Source organism: Humidesulfovibrio mexicanus (assembly GCF_900188225.1).
GTDB lineage: Bacteria > Desulfobacterota > Desulfovibrionia > Desulfovibrionales > Desulfovibrionaceae > Humidesulfovibrio > Humidesulfovibrio mexicanus.
Genome location: NZ_FZOC01000002.1, coordinates 303380 through 321088, shown reverse-complemented (window position 1 = coordinate 321088; position 17709 = coordinate 303380). Strand labels below are relative to the sequence as shown.

At 66.9% G+C, this 17709-nt stretch carries 12 protein-coding genes; 11 read left to right on the top strand and 1 reads right to left on the bottom strand.

Annotated elements, in window-relative coordinates; genetic code table 11:
- Positions 1 to 296: 296 nt before the first annotated feature.
- Positions 297 to 3953 (top strand): pyruvate:ferredoxin (flavodoxin) oxidoreductase, encoded by a 3657-nt coding sequence (nifJ, locus tag CHB73_RS05205; protein ID WP_089272807.1) that lies wholly within the window; start codon positions 297 to 299, stop codon positions 3951 to 3953.
- A 115-nt stretch (positions 3954 to 4068) separates the two neighbouring features.
- Here the strand turns inward: nifJ and CHB73_RS05200 are convergent, their stop codons facing one another.
- Positions 4069 to 4842, bottom strand: coding sequence for a sulfite exporter TauE/SafE family protein (locus CHB73_RS05200; protein WP_089273391.1), 774 nt, complete (start codon positions 4840 to 4842; stop codon positions 4069 to 4071).
- 342 nt (positions 4843 to 5184) lie between these two features.
- Here CHB73_RS05200 and CHB73_RS05195 point away from each other — a divergent pair, with 342 nt between their 5' ends.
- The 10 genes from CHB73_RS05195 to CHB73_RS05150 all read left to right on the top strand — a co-directional run bounded on the left by CHB73_RS05195 (position 5185) and on the right by CHB73_RS05150 (position 17647).
- Positions 5185 to 6252, top strand: a complete 1068-nt coding sequence (locus CHB73_RS05195) for a mechanosensitive ion channel family protein (RefSeq protein ID WP_179216907.1) — start codon at positions 5185 to 5187, stop codon at positions 6250 to 6252.
- The gene (treS, locus tag CHB73_RS05190; protein ID WP_089272803.1) at positions 6233 to 9571 is read left to right on the top strand and encodes a maltose alpha-D-glucosyltransferase; all 3339 of its coding nucleotides are present in this window, start codon (positions 6233 to 6235) and stop codon (positions 9569 to 9571) included. Before CHB73_RS05195 ends, treS begins: the two co-directional genes overlap by 20 nt.
- Positions 9568 to 11922 (top strand): trehalose-phosphatase, encoded by a 2355-nt coding sequence (otsB, locus tag CHB73_RS17265; protein WP_089272801.1) that lies wholly within the window; start codon positions 9568 to 9570, stop codon positions 11920 to 11922. Before treS ends, otsB begins: the two co-directional genes overlap by 4 nt.
- Before the next feature lie 33 nt (positions 11923 to 11955).
- Complete coding sequence (queD, locus tag CHB73_RS05180; protein ID WP_089272799.1) at positions 11956 to 12357, top strand: 6-carboxytetrahydropterin synthase QueD; 402 nt, start codon at positions 11956 to 11958, stop codon at positions 12355 to 12357.
- Positions 12354 to 13004 (top strand): 7-carboxy-7-deazaguanine synthase QueE, encoded by a 651-nt coding sequence (locus CHB73_RS05175; RefSeq protein WP_089272797.1) that lies wholly within the window; start codon positions 12354 to 12356, stop codon positions 13002 to 13004. Before queD ends, CHB73_RS05175 begins: the two co-directional genes overlap by 4 nt.
- 5 nt (positions 13005 to 13009) lie before the next feature.
- The gene (gene queC, locus CHB73_RS05170) at positions 13010 to 13711 is read left to right on the top strand and encodes a 7-cyano-7-deazaguanine synthase QueC (protein WP_089272795.1); all 702 of its coding nucleotides are present in this window, start codon (positions 13010 to 13012) and stop codon (positions 13709 to 13711) included.
- 403 nt (positions 13712 to 14114) lie between these two features.
- A complete protein-coding gene (locus tag CHB73_RS05165) occupies positions 14115 to 15209 on the top strand; it encodes an iron ABC transporter substrate-binding protein (RefSeq protein ID WP_218819346.1) in 1095 nt (364 codons plus the stop codon).
- Positions 15210 to 16280 (top strand): FecCD family ABC transporter permease, encoded by a 1071-nt coding sequence (locus CHB73_RS05160; RefSeq protein ID WP_089272791.1) that lies wholly within the window; start codon positions 15210 to 15212, stop codon positions 16278 to 16280.
- Complete coding sequence (locus CHB73_RS05155; RefSeq protein ID WP_089272789.1) at positions 16277 to 17038, top strand: ABC transporter ATP-binding protein; 762 nt, start codon at positions 16277 to 16279, stop codon at positions 17036 to 17038. The genes CHB73_RS05160 and CHB73_RS05155 overlap by 4 nt, the downstream gene beginning before the upstream one ends.
- Positions 17039 to 17041: 3 nt before the next feature.
- Positions 17042 to 17647 (top strand): FmdE family protein, encoded by a 606-nt coding sequence (locus CHB73_RS05150; RefSeq protein ID WP_089272787.1) that lies wholly within the window; start codon positions 17042 to 17044, stop codon positions 17645 to 17647.
- Positions 17648 to 17709 lie beyond the last annotated feature (62 nt).

Genomic DNA, 17709 nt, shown 5'->3' with positions numbered 1-17709 from the left:
GGTATTCGGTCGCTGAACCCCCTGTGGCCGAAAGTCTGTCCGGAATTTCAGACTAACGCATGGACATAGCGGACCAGCCTGTCCGGTTCACGGCACTTGCTGCCCGTTTTTTCGGACAAATCGTTTCGCCTGAAATGCAGCCACGCTTAATGAGCCACCAACAAATTGAAATGATGATATTTTTTGAGACATGTTCCTTTTGGCACACAAGTTGCGAAGTCATCAAAATTCATCTAGGTCCATTGCTACGCTACCAACCAGTCCAAACCTTTCCATCTGAAAAGAGGGATACGAACATGGCAAAGAAAATGAAGACCATGGATGGCAACACAGCCACCACGCACGTGGCCTACGCCATGAGCGAGGCCGCAGCCATCTACCCCATCACCCCGTCGTCCACCATGGGTGAAATCGCCGACGAATGGGCCGCCAAAGGCCTCAAGAACATCTTTGGCCAGGTGGTGAACATCCGCCAGATGCAGTCCGAGGCGGGCGCTGCGGGCGCCGTGCATGGCTCTCTCGCCGCCGGTGCGCTCACCACCACCTTCACGGCCTCTCAGGGCCTGTTGCTCATGATCCCGAACATGTACAAGATTTCCGGAGAGTTGCTGCCGGGCGTATTCCATGTGACCGCCCGCGCCATCGCCGCGCACGCCCTGTCCATCTTCGGGGATCACCAGGACGTCATGGCCTGCCGTCAAACCGGCTTCGCCATGCTGGCCTCCTCCAGCGTGCAGGAGTGCATGGACCTGGCCCTTGTGTCGCACCTCTCCGCCATCGACTCCAGCGTGCCCTTCGTGCATTTCTTCGACGGCTTCCGCACCAGCCACGAGATCCAGAAGGTCGAGGTCATCGACTACGAGGACATGAAGTCCCTGGTGAACATGGACAAGGTGGCCGAGTTCCGCAAGAACGCCATGAACCCCGAGCACCCGAACCTGCGCGGCACCGCCCAGAACCCGGACATCTACTTCCAGGGCCGCGAGCGCGCCAATCCGTACTACAACGCGGTGCCCAAGATCGTCATCGAGAACATGAAGAAGGTGGGCAAGCTCACCGGCCGCAAGTACAAGCCCTTCGACTACGTGGGCGCTCCCGATGCCGAGAACATCATCGTGGCCATGGGCTCCGGTTGCGAGACCATCCAGGAAGTCATCAACGCCATGGCCAAGAAGGGCAAGAAGGTGGGCCTGATCAAGGTGCGCCTGTACCGCCCCTTCGACGCCGCCAGCTTCTTTGCCGTGCTGCCCAAGGGCGTGAAAAAGATCACCATCCTTGACCGCACCAAGGAGCCCGGCGCCCTGGGCGACCCCCTGTACCAGGACGTGTGCGCCGCCTTCATCGAGCGCGGCAAGGGAATCCCCGAGCTCATCGCCGGTCGCTACGGCCTGGGCAGCAAGGAATTCCGCCCCAATCACGTCATGGCCGTGTACAAGAACATGGAAAAGTCCAAGGCCAAGAACCACTTCGTCGTCGGCATCGAGGACGACGTGACCAAGACCAGCCTGCCCGCAGGCGCCGCCCTGGCCACCACGCCCGAGGGCACCGTGCAGTGCAAGTTCTGGGGTCTCGGCTCCGATGGCACGGTGGGCGCCAACAAGAGCGCCATCAAGATCATCGGCGACAACACCCCGCTGTACGCCCAGGGCTACTTCGCCTACGACTCGAAGAAGAGCGGCGGCATCACCGTCTCCCACCTGCGCTTCGGCAAAAAGCCCATCCAGAGCACCTACCTGGTGGACACGGCGGACTTCATCGCCTGCCACAAGTCCAGCTACGTGCACATCTACGACGTGCTTGAAGGCATCAAGCCCGGCGGCACCTTCCTGTTGAACTCCACCTGGTCCAGCGCGGAAGACATGGAGGCCAACCTGCCCGCCGCCATGCTGCGCACCATCGCCGCCAAGAAGATCAAGCTCTACACCATAGACGCGGTCAAGATCGCAGCTTCCGTGGGCCTGGGCAACCGCATCAACATGATCATGCAGACGGCCTTCTTCAAGCTGGCCAAGGTGCTGCCCATCGACCGCGCCATCGCGCTGCTCAAGGACTCCATCCAGAAGACCTATGGCAAGAAGGGCGACAAGATCGTCAAGATGAACATGGACGGCGTGGACCAGACGCTGGCCAACCTCATCGAGGTCAAGGTGCCCGCCGCCTGGGCCAAGGCAGCCGACAAGCCCGCCGCAGCAGCCAAGCTGCCCGACTTCGTCAAGAACGTCATGCAGCCCATTCTGGCCCAGAAAGGCGACGAGCTGCCCGTCAGCGCCTTCTCGCCCGACGGCTCCTTCCCCACCGCCACCAGCCGGTTCGAAAAGCGCGGCGTGGCCATCCTGGTGCCGGAGTGGATCAAAGACAACTGCATCCAGTGCAACCAGTGCGCCTTTGTGTGCCCCCACGCCACCATCCGCCCGGTGCTGGCCACCGATGCCGAGATGAAGAAGGCCCCCAAGGGCTTTGAGACCCTGCCCGCCCAGGGCAAGGAGCTGAAGGGCCTGCACTTCCGTATGCAGGTGAACACCCTGGACTGCATGGGCTGCGGCAACTGCGCGGACATCTGCCCCAGCAAGAACAAGGCGCTGGTCATGAAGCCCCTGGAGACCCAGACCGCCCTTGAGATCCCCAACCAGGAGTTCAGCGAGACGGTGTCCCTCAAGGGCGACCTGGTCAAGCGCGACAGCCTGAAGGGCAGCCAGTTCCAGCAGCCGCTCCTGGAGTTCTCCGGCGCGTGCGCGGGTTGCGGCGAGACCCCCTACGTCAAGCTCATCACCCAGCTCTTCGGCGAGCGCATGATGATCGCCAACGCCACGGGCTGCTCCTCCATCTGGGGCGCTTCTGCTCCCGCCGCCCCGTATTGCGTCAACAAGGATGGGCACGGCCCGGCCTGGAACAACTCCCTGTTCGAGGACGCCGCCGAGTTCGGCTACGGCTTCACCATGGCCGTCACCCAGCGCCGCGCCAAGCTGGCCGACCTCATGGCCCAGGTGGCTGGCTCCTCCGCAAGCGCAGACATCAAGGCCGCCGCGGCCGAATGGCTGGCGGGCAAGAGCGATCCGGCCATCTCCCGCGCCGCGGGCGACAAGCTCAAGGGGCTGCTCAAGGGAACCAAGGATCCCTTGCTGGCCGAGATCGCCAGCATGGCCGACCTGTTCACCAAGAAGTCCATCTGGGTCTTCGGCGGCGACGGCTGGGCCTACGACATCGGCTACGGCGGCGTGGACCACGTGCTGGCCAGCGGCGAGGACGTGAACATCTTCGTCCTGGACACCGAGGTGTATTCCAACACCGGCGGCCAGTCCTCCAAGGCCACCCCGCTGGGCTCCATCGCCAAGTTCGCCGCCGGCGGCAAGAAAACCGGCAAGAAGGATCTGGGCCGCATGGCCATGACCTACGGGTACGTGTACGTGGCCTCCATCAGCATGGGCGCGGACAAGAACCAGACCCTCAAGGCCATCCAGGAGGCCGAGGCCTACCCCGGCCCCTCGCTCATCATCGCCTACGCCCCCTGCATCAACCAGGGCATCCGCAAGGGCATGGGCAAGAGCCAGGAGGAGGCCAAGCTGGCCGTCCAGTCCGGCTACTGGCCGCTGTACCGCTTCAACCCGCAGCTGGCCGCCCAGGGCCAGAACCCCTTCAAGCTGGAGTCCAAGGCCCCTGACGGCACCCTGCAGGCCTTCCTCTCCGGCGAGAACCGCTACGCCGCGCTGGAGAAGGCCAAGCCCGAGGAGTCCAAGCGCCTGCGCGCGGGCATCGAGGCCGCGTACTCCGAGCGCTACAAGATGCTCAAGGTCATGGACGACCCCAGCATCGTGTGCACTCCCGGCGCCCTGGACGCGCTGATCACCGCCCCGGCCGCCCCTGCCGGAGCGACCCCGGCCAGCGCCAAGCCGTGCAACATGTCCGACAGCGGACATTCGGCCAAGCCCTGCGACGACGGACGCGGCGGCAAGTAGCCGCCCGCCCCGCCACAAACACAAGGCCCCGGAGCGATCCGGGGCCTTTTCTTTTGCGCGCCTTTGGTCTGTGATCCCGGACAGGCGGTCCGGCCAAGGCCCGGCGGCGGGCCTCCTAGACGAGGCCCAGGCACAAAGCCGCGGCCAGCCCCAGAAGCAGACTCCCCACCAGAAGACGCACGGTCTTGATGGTGACCTTCTTGAGCACCCTTGCCCCTATGAACACTCCGAGGAAGGCGGACAAGGTCGCCGTGACGACCAGCCCCAGATTGCCGGAGATCATCACCGAGCCCGCCATAGCGGCGTACACCGTCAGGCGCGACGCATCCACCAGGCAGGCCAGCACAACCCCCGTGGCGATGAAGGCCTCCTTGTCAAGCCCGGCCCCCAGCAGAAAGGCGCTGCGAAAGGCCCCCTGATTGCCGGAAAGACCCCCGAAGAAACCGCTCAGGACGCCGCCCAGCGGGAGCGACGACGGCGGATACGGCTTGGAGCCTTTGCCGGGACGAAATTCCAGAACGGCAAAAATGGCGATCAGCAGGCCAACCAGGAGCTTGACCGGGGCGACCTCCAGCTGCCGACCCAACAGGAAATACCGCAAGAGCGGCTGCATGTCCGAAATCCTGACGAGAAGCCATGCTCCGGCCAGGCTGGCCAAAAGCGCGGGTATGCCGAAACGGAGCACGACCTGGAGGCTCGCCGCGCGGCGGAACATGGCCAGCTTTAAAAGATTGTTGGCGAAATGCACCACAGCCGTCATGGCCACGGCCGTTTCCACGGGGAAGAAGACGGCCATGACAGGGGCAAGCACGGTGCCCAGCCTGAAGCCGGAAAAAAGGGTCAGGCCCGACACGGCCAGGCTGGCAAGGCAGATGACAAGATAGTCCATGGGGCTCTCCACCGCCACGCTCAAGACACAACTCCGCTTCTCCCCAATTGCCATGTCCGGCCCTGCGTGTACAGTGACATTCCTGCGACGAAGCGGCCTGGTCGAGGTCTGCGCGCCGCTTCAGCCAATCCGATCCAAGCCTTGTGGCCCAGGCCCGCAGATGCTACCACATACGCTCGGAGGTGAGTATCCGGCTGCGACAGCGCCCTGGCCGGAGTATTTTCTTCAATTGCGGAGCCGAGTTCCGGATATCCGGAGGTCAGCCCCCCCAGGGGCGGCGCAGCCGCGCACCCAGAGGGAGGTCGTTTTTCCATCATGCCGATGCCTGCCCAAGAACTGTTCATGCCCTTTCTCGCCCTGGCCTGCGCGATCCCCCTGGGGCTGCTGGCCCAGGCCCTCGCCTTTCGCGCCCTGCGGCGGGCAGCCCTGGCCAGGGGAAACGGCATATGGCCCCAGGCTCTGGAGATGCTGCGCGGCCCCGGCCGCATGGCCACGCTGCTCTTGGCGCTGGAACTGGCCATGACGGCTTGGCCCCTTCCCGAAGCCGCCCGGCCGACAGCGGACAAGGCCGCAATCCTGGGTCTCATCGCGCTTCTGGCCTGGCTGGCCCTGGCCCTTGGCGGCGTGCTGGGCCTGTGGGTGCAGCACGCGTACGACCTGAACGCCCAGGATAACCTGCACGCGCGCAGGATGCTCACCAAAGCGCGCCTGTTCCGGCGGCTATTCACGGTGCTGGTGGCCGTGCTGGCGCTCTCCGCCGGGCTCATGGTCTTCGAGGCCACTCGCGGCGTGGGCGCCAGCCTGCTGGCCTCGGCGGGCATCGCTGGCGCGGTGGCGGGGCTTTCGGCCCAACGGCTGCTCGGCGCCGTCATCTCCGGGGTGCAGATAGCCATCACCCAGCCCATCCGCCTGGACGACGTGGTGGTGGTGGAAGGCGAATGGGGCCGCATCGAGGAGATCGGCATCACCTATGTTGTGGTGCGCATCTGGGACCAGCGTCGCCTGGTGCTGCCCACCACGTACTTTCTTGAGCGGCCCATCCAGAACTGGACACGCTCCAGCTCCGAACTTCTGGGCACGGTGTTCGTGCATGTGGACCACCGCGCCCCGGTATCGGCCATCCGGCGGGAGTTGGAGCGCATCTGCAGCCAGGAGGCGGGCGGGCTGTGGGACGGCAGGGTCTGCGGGCTGCAGGTGACCCAGGCCGGACCGGCGACCCTGGAGCTGCGCGCCCTGGTCAGCGCGGCCGATGCTTCTACTTGCTGGGATCTGCGCTGCCTGGTGCGCGAACGCCTGACCGACTTCCTGCGCGAATCTCTGCCCGAGGCCCTGCCGCGCACGCGCCTGGCCAGGGCCGAGGGCCCCCAGGGCACAAACGCCAAGGAGGACCATGCCTTCACCATACGCTAGGAACAACGCCCCGCACTGGTACAAGGACGCCGTCATCTACGAGGTCCATGTGCGCTCGTTTCTGGACAAGAGCGGCAACGGCCACGGAGACTTCGCCGGCCTCACCAGCCGCCTGGACTATATCCAGGACCTCGGGGTAAACGCCTTGTGGCTTCTGCCCTTCTATCCTTCTCCCCTGCGCGACGACGGCTACGACATCGCCGATTACTGCGCCGTGCACCCCGATTACGGCACCCTGGCGGACTTCCGCTCCTTCCTGCGCGAAGCGCACCGCAGGGACATCCGCGTCATCACCGAACTGGTGCTGAACCACACCTCGGACCAGCACGCTTGGTTCCAGCGCGCCCGCAAGGCCAAACCCGGTTCGCCGGAGCGGGACTTCTACGTCTGGAGCGACAACCCGGACAAGTACGCGGGCACGCGCATCATCTTCAAGGACTTCGAACACGCCAACTGGACCTGGGACCATGTGGCCGGGGCCTATTTCTGGCACCGCTTCTACTCCCACCAGCCGGACCTGAACTACGACAACCCCAGGGTGGAGACCGAGCTTCTGCGGGTGGTGGACTTCTGGCTCTCCATGGGCGTGGACGGCCTGCGCCTGGATGCCCTGCCCTACCTCTTCGAGCGGGAGGGCGCGGGCTGCGAGAACCTGCCGGAGACCTTCGACCTGCTGCGGCGGCTGCGCGCCCATGTGGACAGGCGGCACCCCGGACGTATGCTCCTGGCCGAGGTCAACCAGTGGCCCGAGGACGCGGCGCGCTACTTCGGCGCAGGCGACATGAGCCACATGATCTTCCACTTCCCGCTCATGACGCGCATGTTCCTGGCCCTGGAAATGGAGGACCGGGCCCCTGTGGCGGACATTCTGGAACAGACTCCGACCGCACCTCCCCACTGCCAGTGGGCCATATTCCTGCGCAACCACGACGAGCTGACCCTGGAGATGGTTTCCGAGGAGGAGCGGGACTTCCTCTACCAAGTGTACGCCCGCGACCAAAGAGCGCGCATCAACCTGGGCATACGCCGCCGCCTTGCCCCCCTCCTGCGCAACAACCGCCGCGCCATGGAACTGATGAACGTGCTGCTCATGACCATGCCCGGCTCCCCAGTCATCTATTACGGCGACGAACTCGGCATGGGCGACAACTACTACCTGGGCGACCGCAACGGGGTGCGCACCCCCATGCAGTGGAGCCCGGACAAGAACGCCGGGTTCTCCCGCGCCAACCCGCAACAGCTCTACCTCCCCGTGGTCATCGATCCGGAATACCACTACCAAGCCGTAAACGTGGAGGTGCAGCAGCGCAATCCATCCTCCCTGCTGTGGTGGATGAAGCGGCTCATTGCCCTGCGCGGCCGCCACAAGGCCCTGAGCCAGGGAGTCATGCGCATGGTGCGCCAGGACAACCCGAAGGTGCTGGCCTATCTGCGCGAGATCGACGGCGACTGCCTGCTGGTGGTGGTGAACCTCTCCCGCCATCCGCAGGCCGCACGCCTGGACCTGCCCGACTACGCGGGCTGCACTCCTGTAGAATGCCTGGGCGGCGCGCGCCTGCACCCCGTCGAGAGGCGCGAATACCCGCTCACCCTGGGCGCGCACGGGTATTTCATCCTTGCCCTGAACGATGTGCAACGGCAGGCAGGGACCGGCGCCCACGCGCCGCCCACCCTGGCCCTGCGCAGGCGCGGACCGGGCATAGGCCGCTTCCTGGATGCGGAGCTCAAGGCTGCGCTCCAGTCGCGGGTTCTGCCCCAATTCCTGCGCAGGCGCGCCCATGCGGAGGTCCAGCTCATCGACGTGGCCCTGCTGGATGCCCTGCCCGTGGGCACGGACCGCGCCCCGGCCTGGCTCTGCGTCCTCGAATCGCGCCACGAGAGCGGCGCCGCGCAGGCCCGCACGCTGCTCCTGTCCTTCGTGGACGCGGAGCAGGGGGCGCGCGTGCTTGAGGAACGCCCGGAGGATCACATCTGCGCGCTGACGGAACCACCCGGCGCCATCATCGAGGGGCCAAGGGAGCGCCGCGCCCACAACGGACTGCTGCGGCTCTTCGACCAGCAGCGGCGCATCCGCGCCCACAACGGGGAGTTCGTGGTCAGCCTGGACCCGGCCGGGCGTGGGCTGCGCGGCGCAACCGAACCCCCTCCGCACGCGGAGCTCATCGACGGTCCCTCCACCAACGTGCTGCTGGCCTACGGGCGCAGGGTGCTGGTGAAACTGTTCCGCCGCACTGCGGAGGGCGGCACCCCGGACCTGGACGTGGTGCGACACCTGACCGGCCCCGGAGGCTTCCAGAACACCCCGGAGATATTGGGCGAGCTGCGCTACGAGCGGCCCGGAGCCGACCCCCTGGTGCTGGCCCTGGCGCGCCGCTTCGTCGACAGCGAATCCACGGCCTGGCAACTATGCGCAACGGCCCTTGATCTGCACCTGCACCGCAAGGCCCCAAGCGAGGAGCCCGCCCCGGCACCGCTGTCCCTGCTCTCCGGACTGGCGTGGCCACCGGACGACGAAGCCGAGGCCTCCGCCTCTCCGGGCGATCCCGCAGAAGCGGCCATAGAGCTCATCGGCCGCCGGGCGGCCCAGATGCACCTGGCCCTGGCCCTGGACCGGGGCGATCCCGCCTTTGTCCCGGAGCCCTTCGACAAGGGCTACAAACGCTCGGTGTACCAGGACATCTCAAGCCACAGCAGACGCATTCTGGACCTTCTGGCCCTGGAGCGCCCCGGCCTGCCCCAGGCGGAGTCGCTCCTGGCCGACCAGCTGCTGGATCTGCGAAAGGAGTTGGCCGCGCGTCTGCTGCGCTTTCGGGACAGCTCCACGCGCGGGCGCAAGATCCGCGTGCACGGGGAACTGGACCTGCGGCACCTGCTTTTCACCGGTCGCGACTTCATGATCGTGGACTTCGAGGGCCGCACCACGCGCTCGCTCTCCGCCCGCAGGCTCAAGCGCTCGCCCCTGCGCGACGTATGCGACCTGCTGTGCTCCCTTTTGCTGGTGACGGAGAGCGTTCTCAATCGACAGGTGCAGGCCCGGCCGCAGGACGCCACGAGACTGCGCGCCTGGGCCGACGAGTGGTGCGGGCGCATGGCCCGCTGCCTGCTGCGCGGCTACCTGGGAGAGGCCGATGGAGCGGACTTCCTGCCAAAAGACCGGTCCGGGCGGGAGCTCGTGCTCTCAACCTTCCTGCTCGACCAGGCGCTCTTCGAACTGGGCGAAGCCCTGGGCACCGCCCCGAAGACTGGCCTTGGCGGCCTGCTTCACATCGGCATACGCCTGCTCACCACCCCGCCCGCCCCCACGGAGGAGACCCCATGAAACACTGGACACAGCTTGTGCGCTCCCAAGAATTCCGCGCCTTCCTGAGCGCGCCCCGCAAGCTCCTGATGCTCGACTATGACGGCACCCTGGCTCCATTCAGCGTGGAACGCCACAAGGCCGCGCCCTATGTCGGCGTGCGCAGCCACCTGGAGACCCTGTGCCGCGCATCGGACTGGCGGGTGGTCATCGTCTCCGGTCGGCTGGCCACCGAGGTGTCCTCCCTGCTCGGGCTGCCCAAGGGTCTGGAAGTCTTCGGCAGTCACGGGGCCGAGCGGCTCGATCCGGGTGGCACCATTTCGCGCGCGCCCCTGCCCCCGGCCTGGGAACGCGCCCTGGCCGATGCCCGCTTCTGGGCTGAAGGCCAAGCCGTCACCCAGCAGCTGGAGGAAAAGCACGGCTGCCTTGCCCTGCACGTGCGGGGCCTGACCCCACCCAAGGCCGCGGAGCTGCTGGCTGCGGCCACCCACGCTTTTGGCCACATGGCCCAGGCCGCTGGGGCCGAGGTGCTGCCCTTCGACGGCGGCGTTGAGCTGCGTTGCCACGCCTGCAACAAGCGCCATGCCGTGGAACGGCTGCTGGCCGAGGAACGCGCCCGGCACGGCCAGGGGCTGGCCGTGGCGTACCTGGGGGACGATCTCACCGACGAGGACGCCTTTAGCGCCCTGGGCGGCGAGGGGCTGGCCGTGCTTGTGGCCAGGCGCGGCCGCTCCAGCCTGGCCCGGCACCTGCTGCGCCCGCCAGGGGAGTTGTTGGAGTTCCTCAACGCTTGCGCCCTCTCCGCAAGCCCCCCTGCGGTCGCCACCGCTCCCGGCGATGGCCCTGAGGAGGGGGGGGAGGCCCACGGCCTGCGGGGACGGCTGGTGGTGGTCTCCAACAGGCTGCCCGTGACCCTGGCGCGCAAGCCCTCCGGCTGGGAGGTCCAGGCCGGGGCGGGCGGGCTTGTCACCGCGCTGGCCCCGGTGCTGCGCGATCGCGGCGGGCTATGGATCGGCTCCTGCGGACAGGGCGGCGAGGCCGAGGCCAGCGCCCCCTTCGCCCGCTTCTCCAAGGAGGCGGGGTACAGGCTCCTGCCCGTGGAACTGACCGGGGAGGAACACCGCGACTACTACGAGGGCTTCTCCAACGAAATCATCTGGCCCCTGTTCCACGACTTCCAGTCGCGTTGCAATTTCGAGCCCCGCTACTGGAACTGCTACCAGGAGGTGAACAGGAAGTTCGCCCGCACCGTGGCCGCCAACTCCCGCGAGGACGACTACGTCTGGGTGCACGACTACCACCTCATGCATGTGGCGGGATTTCTGCGCGAACAGGGCGCACGCAGGAGTTGCGGCTTCTTCCTGCACATTCCCTTCCCCGCCCCGGACATCTTCCTCAAGCTGCCCTGGCGCAGGCAGGTGCTCTCCGCGCTGCTGGAACACCAGCTGGTGGGGTTCCAAACCCTGGCCGACCGGCGCAACTTCATCCGCTGCCTGCAGGTGCTCCACCCGCGGGCGGAAGTCTGGGGACGCGGCTGCGTCGTCACCGCGGGGGTGGAGGAAAAGAGCGTGCGCATCGGCTGCTTCCCCATCGGCATAGACTACGCAGCCTTCGCCAAGCTCGCCGCCAGCCCGGCCATGGCCGCGCAGGCGCGCGCCATTCGCCAGGCCTACCGGGACAGGACCATCCTGCTCGGCGTGGACCGCCTGGACTACTCCAAGGGCGTGCCGCAGCGGCTGCGGGCCCTGCGCAGCGCCCTGGCCCGCCACCCGGAGCTGCGCGAGCGCGTCTGCCACGTGCAGGTGCTGGTGCCCAGCCGCGAGGGCGTTGGCGAGTACCAGGAACTCAAAAACGAGATCGAGCGCCTGGTGACCCAGATCAACGGCGAGTTCACCGTGCCCGGCTGGGTGCCCATCCACCACCTGTACCGCAACCTCTCGCGCCAGGAACTGGTGGCCTACTACCTGGCCTCGGACGTGGCGCTGGTTACGCCCCTGCGCGACGGCATGAACCTGGTGGCCAAGGAATACTGCGCAAGCAACGTCACAGAGACCGGGGCCTTGGTCTTGAGCGAGTTCGCCGGGGCGGCGGCCCAGTTCCAGCGCCTGGGCGCGCTGCTGGTGAACCCCTACGACACCGAGGAGGTGGCGGACGCCATCAAGACCGCCTGCTGCCTCTCCAGGCCCGACCGCCGTATGCGTATGCACAAGCTGCGCGAAAACGTGCGCCGCAGCAATGTCTCCGGATGGGTGGACTCCTTTCTTGATGCAGCCTTTTCGCGCCACTTGGACGACTTCGCGCCGATCGAAACCGTGCAGTTCCACGAGAAGCCGCCGCGCCGCGCCGGAAAAACCTGGCCGCGCGGCCATTGACGACCCGGCGCGTGAGGCCGTAGCATCACGCTCATGAAACGCAACTACGAACTCTGCGTGCGCGGCGAGTTCTGCGCCGCCCACCGGCTTGCGGGCTATCCCGGCGACTGCAGGAACACCCACGGGCACAACTGGGGCGTCACCGCCTACGTGCTCTGCCACGAGCTCGACGACATCGGCATGGGGCTCGACTTCCGCGAAATCAAGCGCATCCTGCGCGAGGCGCTCGCCACCCTGGACCACGCCTGCCTGAACGACCTGCCGCCGTTCAGCGGACAGAACCCCACGGCCGAGAACATCGCACGGCATCTGTTCCACGACCTGGGTGAACGGCTGGCGCAGAGCGCGCCCCAGAACGGCTCGGCCGCCCGCGTCTCGCGCGTGCGCATCGCCGAGACCCCCGGCGCGGAGGTCACCTACTGGGAGGAGCCATGAGCCTGCGCATCTGCGAAATCTTCAAGAGCATTCAGGGCGAGAGCACCTTTGCCGGAAGGCCCTGCGTGTTCGTGCGGCTTGTCGGCTGCAACCTGCGCTGCGCCTGGTGCGACACCGCCTACTCCCACGAGGGCGGAGAAGACCTGAGCGCCGAAGCCGTGCTTGCGCGCATCGACGCCCTGGGCGGAGGCCTGCCGCACATGCTTGTGGAATTCACCGGCGGCGAACCCCTGCTCCAGCCAGAGGCCGTGGCCCTGGCCAACAGGCTTGCGCGCGATGGCCGCACCGTGCTGGTGGAGACCAACGGCAGCCTGGACATCTCCGCGCTGCATCCGGACGTGGCCGCCATCGTGGACATGAAAGGCCCCTCCAGCGGCGAGTCCGCCAAAATGGACACCGAGAACCTGGAGCGCCTGCGCGCGCGCGACGAGGTCAAGTTCGTCATCGCCGACCGGCTGGACTGGGAGCGGATGCTCTGCCTGCTGCCGCGCATAGACGCCCGCAGAAACCCCGTGAACCTCTCTCCCGTGCCCGGCATTCTCGCCGCCGCCGACCTTGCGCGCTGGATGCTCGACGCCGACCTGGACGCGCGGCTCAACCTGCAACTGCACAAGCACATCTGGCCGGCCGAGGCCAGAGGAGTCTAGCTGACGTGACCCCCACCCCCATCGGTGCGCTCGTTGTCTTTTCTGGCGGGCAGGACTCCACCACCTGCCTGGCCTGGGCGCTCTCGCGCTTCGACCGCGTGGAGACCCTGGGCTTCGACTACGGCCAGCGCCACAGCATCGAGCTCGAATGCCGCGAGGCTGTCCTCGCCGCCCTGCGCGGCCAGCGGCCGGACTGGGCCCAAAAGCTCGGCTCGGACACCCTGCTCTCCCTCGACGTGTTCCGCCAACTGGGCGAAACCGCCCTCACCCATGATGTCGAGATCTCCATGACCGCCACCGGGTTGCCCAGCACCTTCGTGCCCGGCCGAAACCTCGTCTTCCTCACCCTCGCCGGGGCGCAGGCCTATCGTCGCGGCCTCAAGCACCTCGTCACCGGGGTCTGCGAAACCGACTACTCCGGCTACCCGGACTGCCGCGACGACACCATGAAGGCCCTGCAAGTCGCCCTGAACCTGGGCATGGAGACGCGCCTGGTCATCGACACGCCGCTCATGTGGCTGACCAAGGGCCAGACCTGGGCCCTGGCCCGCGACCTGGGCGGCCAGCCCTTTGTGGACCTCATCCTCGAACACACCCATACCTGCTACCGTGGCGAGCGCGGCCAGCGCCACCCCTGGGGCTATGGCTGCGGCCAGTGCCCGGCCTGCCAGCTGCGCGCGGCAGGATGGCGCGACTACTCGGAGTGAGCGAAGGGGGCGGCCACAGCCGGAGCAGACGGCCAGCCCGACAGCGAAGGACGTGAACCACGAGGCTCCGGCCCTGACAATCCAATGGCGCCCGCCACGCCCCGGCCTCCTGCAGTCGGCGTTTGTTCGCGCACACCATGACCGCGGCATGGTGCGGCCATTGCGCCCCCCCCTGTCCCAAGCCTCCGCCCTTCCCGCCAGCTGGGCCTCCGCAACACCTCGCTCCCCGCCTTCGGCCTCCGCCACAGCCCTGGCGTTCAAGCGCCTGCACCAAGAAACAATCTCAACGAACTGAATCGATTGGCGGAGCATGATTGACAGACACCTGCCCAGGAGATACACAAAACGTGTTACGCTTTTCGCATTCTCGACCTTCCCAACACGTATCCTTCCGGAGGCCATGATGGGCAAAGCTCTTTCCTGCGCGCTGATCCTGCTGCTGTTGTGCGCCAATGCAGCCCAGGCCGCGCAGACCAGAACCATCACAGACGGCTATGGCCGCGCGGTGACCATTCCGGCCAAGGTGGAGCGGGTCATCTGCTCCGGTCCGGGCTGCCTGCGCCTGCTGGTCTACCTGCAGGCCCAGGGCATGGCCGTGGCCGCCGACGACATCGAAAGCCGCAGAAACGCCTTCGATGCGCGCCCCTACGCCCTGGCCCATCCAGAGCTGCGCACGCTGCCCGTCTTCGGGCAGTTCCGGGGCAGCGACAACCCCGAACGCATCCTCACCCTGTCCCCGGCGCCCCAGGTCATCCTCAAGACCAGCCCGGAGATGGGCGTCAGCCCGCAGGATCTGGAACGCAAGACCGGCATTCCTGTCGTTGCGCTGAACTACGGCGACCTGGGCAAAAAGCGCCCGGACTTCTTCGCCTCCCTGCGCATCATGGCCCAGGTGGTCCACAGGCAGGAGCGCGCCGAGGCCCTTGTCCGCTTCTTCGACGCACACATCGCCGAGCTGGGCCGCCGGGCGGCCAAGATACCCGGAGCCAAGCGCCCCAGTGCGTTTGTGGGCGGCGTGGCGCTCAAGGGACCGCACGGCTTCAACTCCACCGAGCCCGGCTATCCGCCCTTCCTGTTCCTGAACGCGCGCAACGTGGCCGCCCTGCCCGGCGCGCCCGGCGTTGTGAGCGTGGCCAAGGAAAAAGTTCTGGAATGGAACCCGGACTTCCTGTTCCTCGACCTGTCCACCCTGCAACTGGGCGAAGGCGCGGGCGGCCTGCACGAACTCAAGGCCGACCCGGCATACAAAAGCCTCAGCGCCGTGCGTCAGGGCCGCGTGTTCGGCGTGCTGCCGTACAACTGGTACTCCCAGAACTTCGGCTCCATCCTGGCCGATGCCTATTTCGTGGGCAAGACCCTCTACCCCGACCAGTTCAAGGACGTTCGCCCCGAGGCCAAGGCCGACGAGATTTACACCTTCCTGGTTGGCAAGCCCGTGTACCGCGAAATGGACGCGGCCTTCCACGGCCTGGCCTTCAAGCCTTTGGACCTGCGCTAGATGCATTTCGTCCAGGCCAAGCCATCGCCGGAATACGCCCGCTACATCGGGCGCAAGGTCGCCTTCATCACGGTGCTGGGCGTATGCACGGCCGCCCTGCTCGCCCTGTCCCTGGGGCTTGGCGCGGCGGATCTTTCCGTGGGCGGCGTGCTCCGCGCGCTTGTGGGCCAGGCGGACAACGAACGCGCCCGGCTCATCATTTGGAACATCCGGCTGCCGCAGGCTCTGGCCGCGGTGGCCGCGGGGGCGGGGCTGGCGCTGTGCGGCGCGGCCATGCAGTCGGTGCTGCGCAATCCTCTGGGTTCGCCCTTCACCCTGGGCATTTCGCACGCCGCCGCCTTTGGGGCGGCCGTGGCCGTGCTGGTTCTGGGGGATGGCCGCATGACCGCCAGCAGCGGAGGAGCCACGCTGCTCACCCAGCCCATGCTGGTGGTGGGCGCGGCGTTCTGCTCCAGCCTGGCCGCCTCCCTGGTGATTTTGCTGCTGGCGCGGGCGCGCGGCGCCACGCCGGAGGTGCTGGTGCTCTCGGGCGTGGCCTTGGGCGCCCTGTTCACTGCGGGCACCATGTTTCTGCAGTACATGGCCGACGACACCCAACTGGCCGCGATGGTCTTCTGGACCTTCGGCGACACGGCGCGCGCCGACTGGATTCAGGTGGGCATCCTTGCGGGGGTGACCCTTGCCGCGACGGCGTACTTCCTGTTGAACGCATGGAATTACAACGCCGTGGACGCCGGGGACGAGACCGCGCGGGGCCTTGGCGTGGCCGTGGACCGCGTGCGCTTCGCGGGGATGCTGGTGGCCGCCCTTGTGACGGCGGTGATCATCTCCTTCCTGGGGGTCATCGGCTTCGTCGGACTGGTGACCCCGCATCTGGTCAGACGGGTTGTCGGCGCGGACCACCGCTTCCTGCTTCCCGCAACCGCCGTAGGGGGCGCGCTGCTGCTTCTCGCCGCCGATACCGCCGCCCGCCTGCTGCTGGCCCCCAAGCTGCTGCCGGTGTCCGTGCTCACGGCGTTCCTCGGCGCTCCGGCGTTTTTCGTGCTCATTTTGCGGGGGCGGCGCGCATGATCCTTGAGGTTGCGGGCCTGCGATTCTCCTACGCCAGCCGCGAGGTCTTGCAGGGCGTGGATTTTTGCGTGGCGCCCGGCCAGATTCTGGCCGTGCTGGGCCCGAACGGCGTGGGAAAATCCACGCTGCTCCGATGCGTCAACGCCATCCACAGGCCCAGCCACGGGGCGGTGCTGGTGGAGGGAGCGGACGTGCTGCGCCTGGCCCCGACCGCCGTGGCCAAGGCGGTGGGCTACGTGCCGCAACGCACCGAGGCCCCGCGCCTGACCGTTTTCGATGCGGTGCTGCTGGGCCGCAAGCCGCATTTACGCTGGCGACCAGACGCGCATGACCTGGGAGTGGTGGAAGCGGCCATCGGGCACTTGCGCCTGGAGCCCCTGCGGCTGCGGCACCTGGACCAGCTTTCCGGCGGGGAGCTGCAAAAGGTGGCCATTGCGCGCGCCCTGGTGCAGGAGCCCCGGCTGCTGCTTTTCGACGAGCCCACCAGCGCGCTTGATTTGCGCAATCAGGTGGAGATCCTCAGGCTCATCGGCCATGTGGCCCGGCAGCACCACATGGCCGTGGTCATGACCCTGCACGACCTGAACACCGCCCTGCGCTTCGCCAACCAGTTGGTCTTTCTCAAAAACGGCCGCATCGTTGCCGCCGCGCCCCCGGCCGAAGTGCAGGCCGAAACCGTGCGCGAAGTCTACGGCCTGCCGGTTCAAATCCACCAGATCAACGGACACCCCATCGTTGTCCCCATTACGGAGGAATGACACATGCCCTGCATGATATCCCCGGAGCAGATCAGCGCCTGCATCGCCTTCCATGGTCACGAATGTCCCGGGCTGGCCATCGGAATCCGCGCCGCGGAACTGGCCCTGCGCGAACTCGGCCCGGCCGGGCCGGACCTGGTGGCCGTGTGCGAAACCGACATGTGCGGTGTGGACGCCATCATGATGCTGACCAACTGCACGGTGGGCAAGGGCAACCTCGTCTTCCGCGACCTGGGCAAGATGGCCTTCACCTTCCACCGCCGGGGCGGTCCGGGGTTCCGGGCCGTGCTGCGGCCCCAGTCGCGCCGGGGCATGGACGAGCACATGGTCCCGCTCATGCGCAAGGACATCGACGGCAGGGCCACGGACGCCGAACGCCAGGAGCTGCTTGATCTGCGCAAACAGATGCAGCGCAGCTTCATGGCCATGGAGCTTGAGGACATGTTTGACATCACCAAATTGGAGTCCCTTCCGCCCCGCCCACCCAGCATTCTTGAGAGCCTGGTTTGCGACACCTGCGGCGAGCGGGTCATGGAGTCGCGCACGCGACGCTTTCAAGGCCGCACCCTGTGCATTCCCTGCTTCGAGGCGGTGGAACAAAAGAGGTAGCCGCCGTCGGTCCGGGCCCACGTTCCCCTGCGCCGTGGGCCTGCGGCGCACAGGCGTTCTGT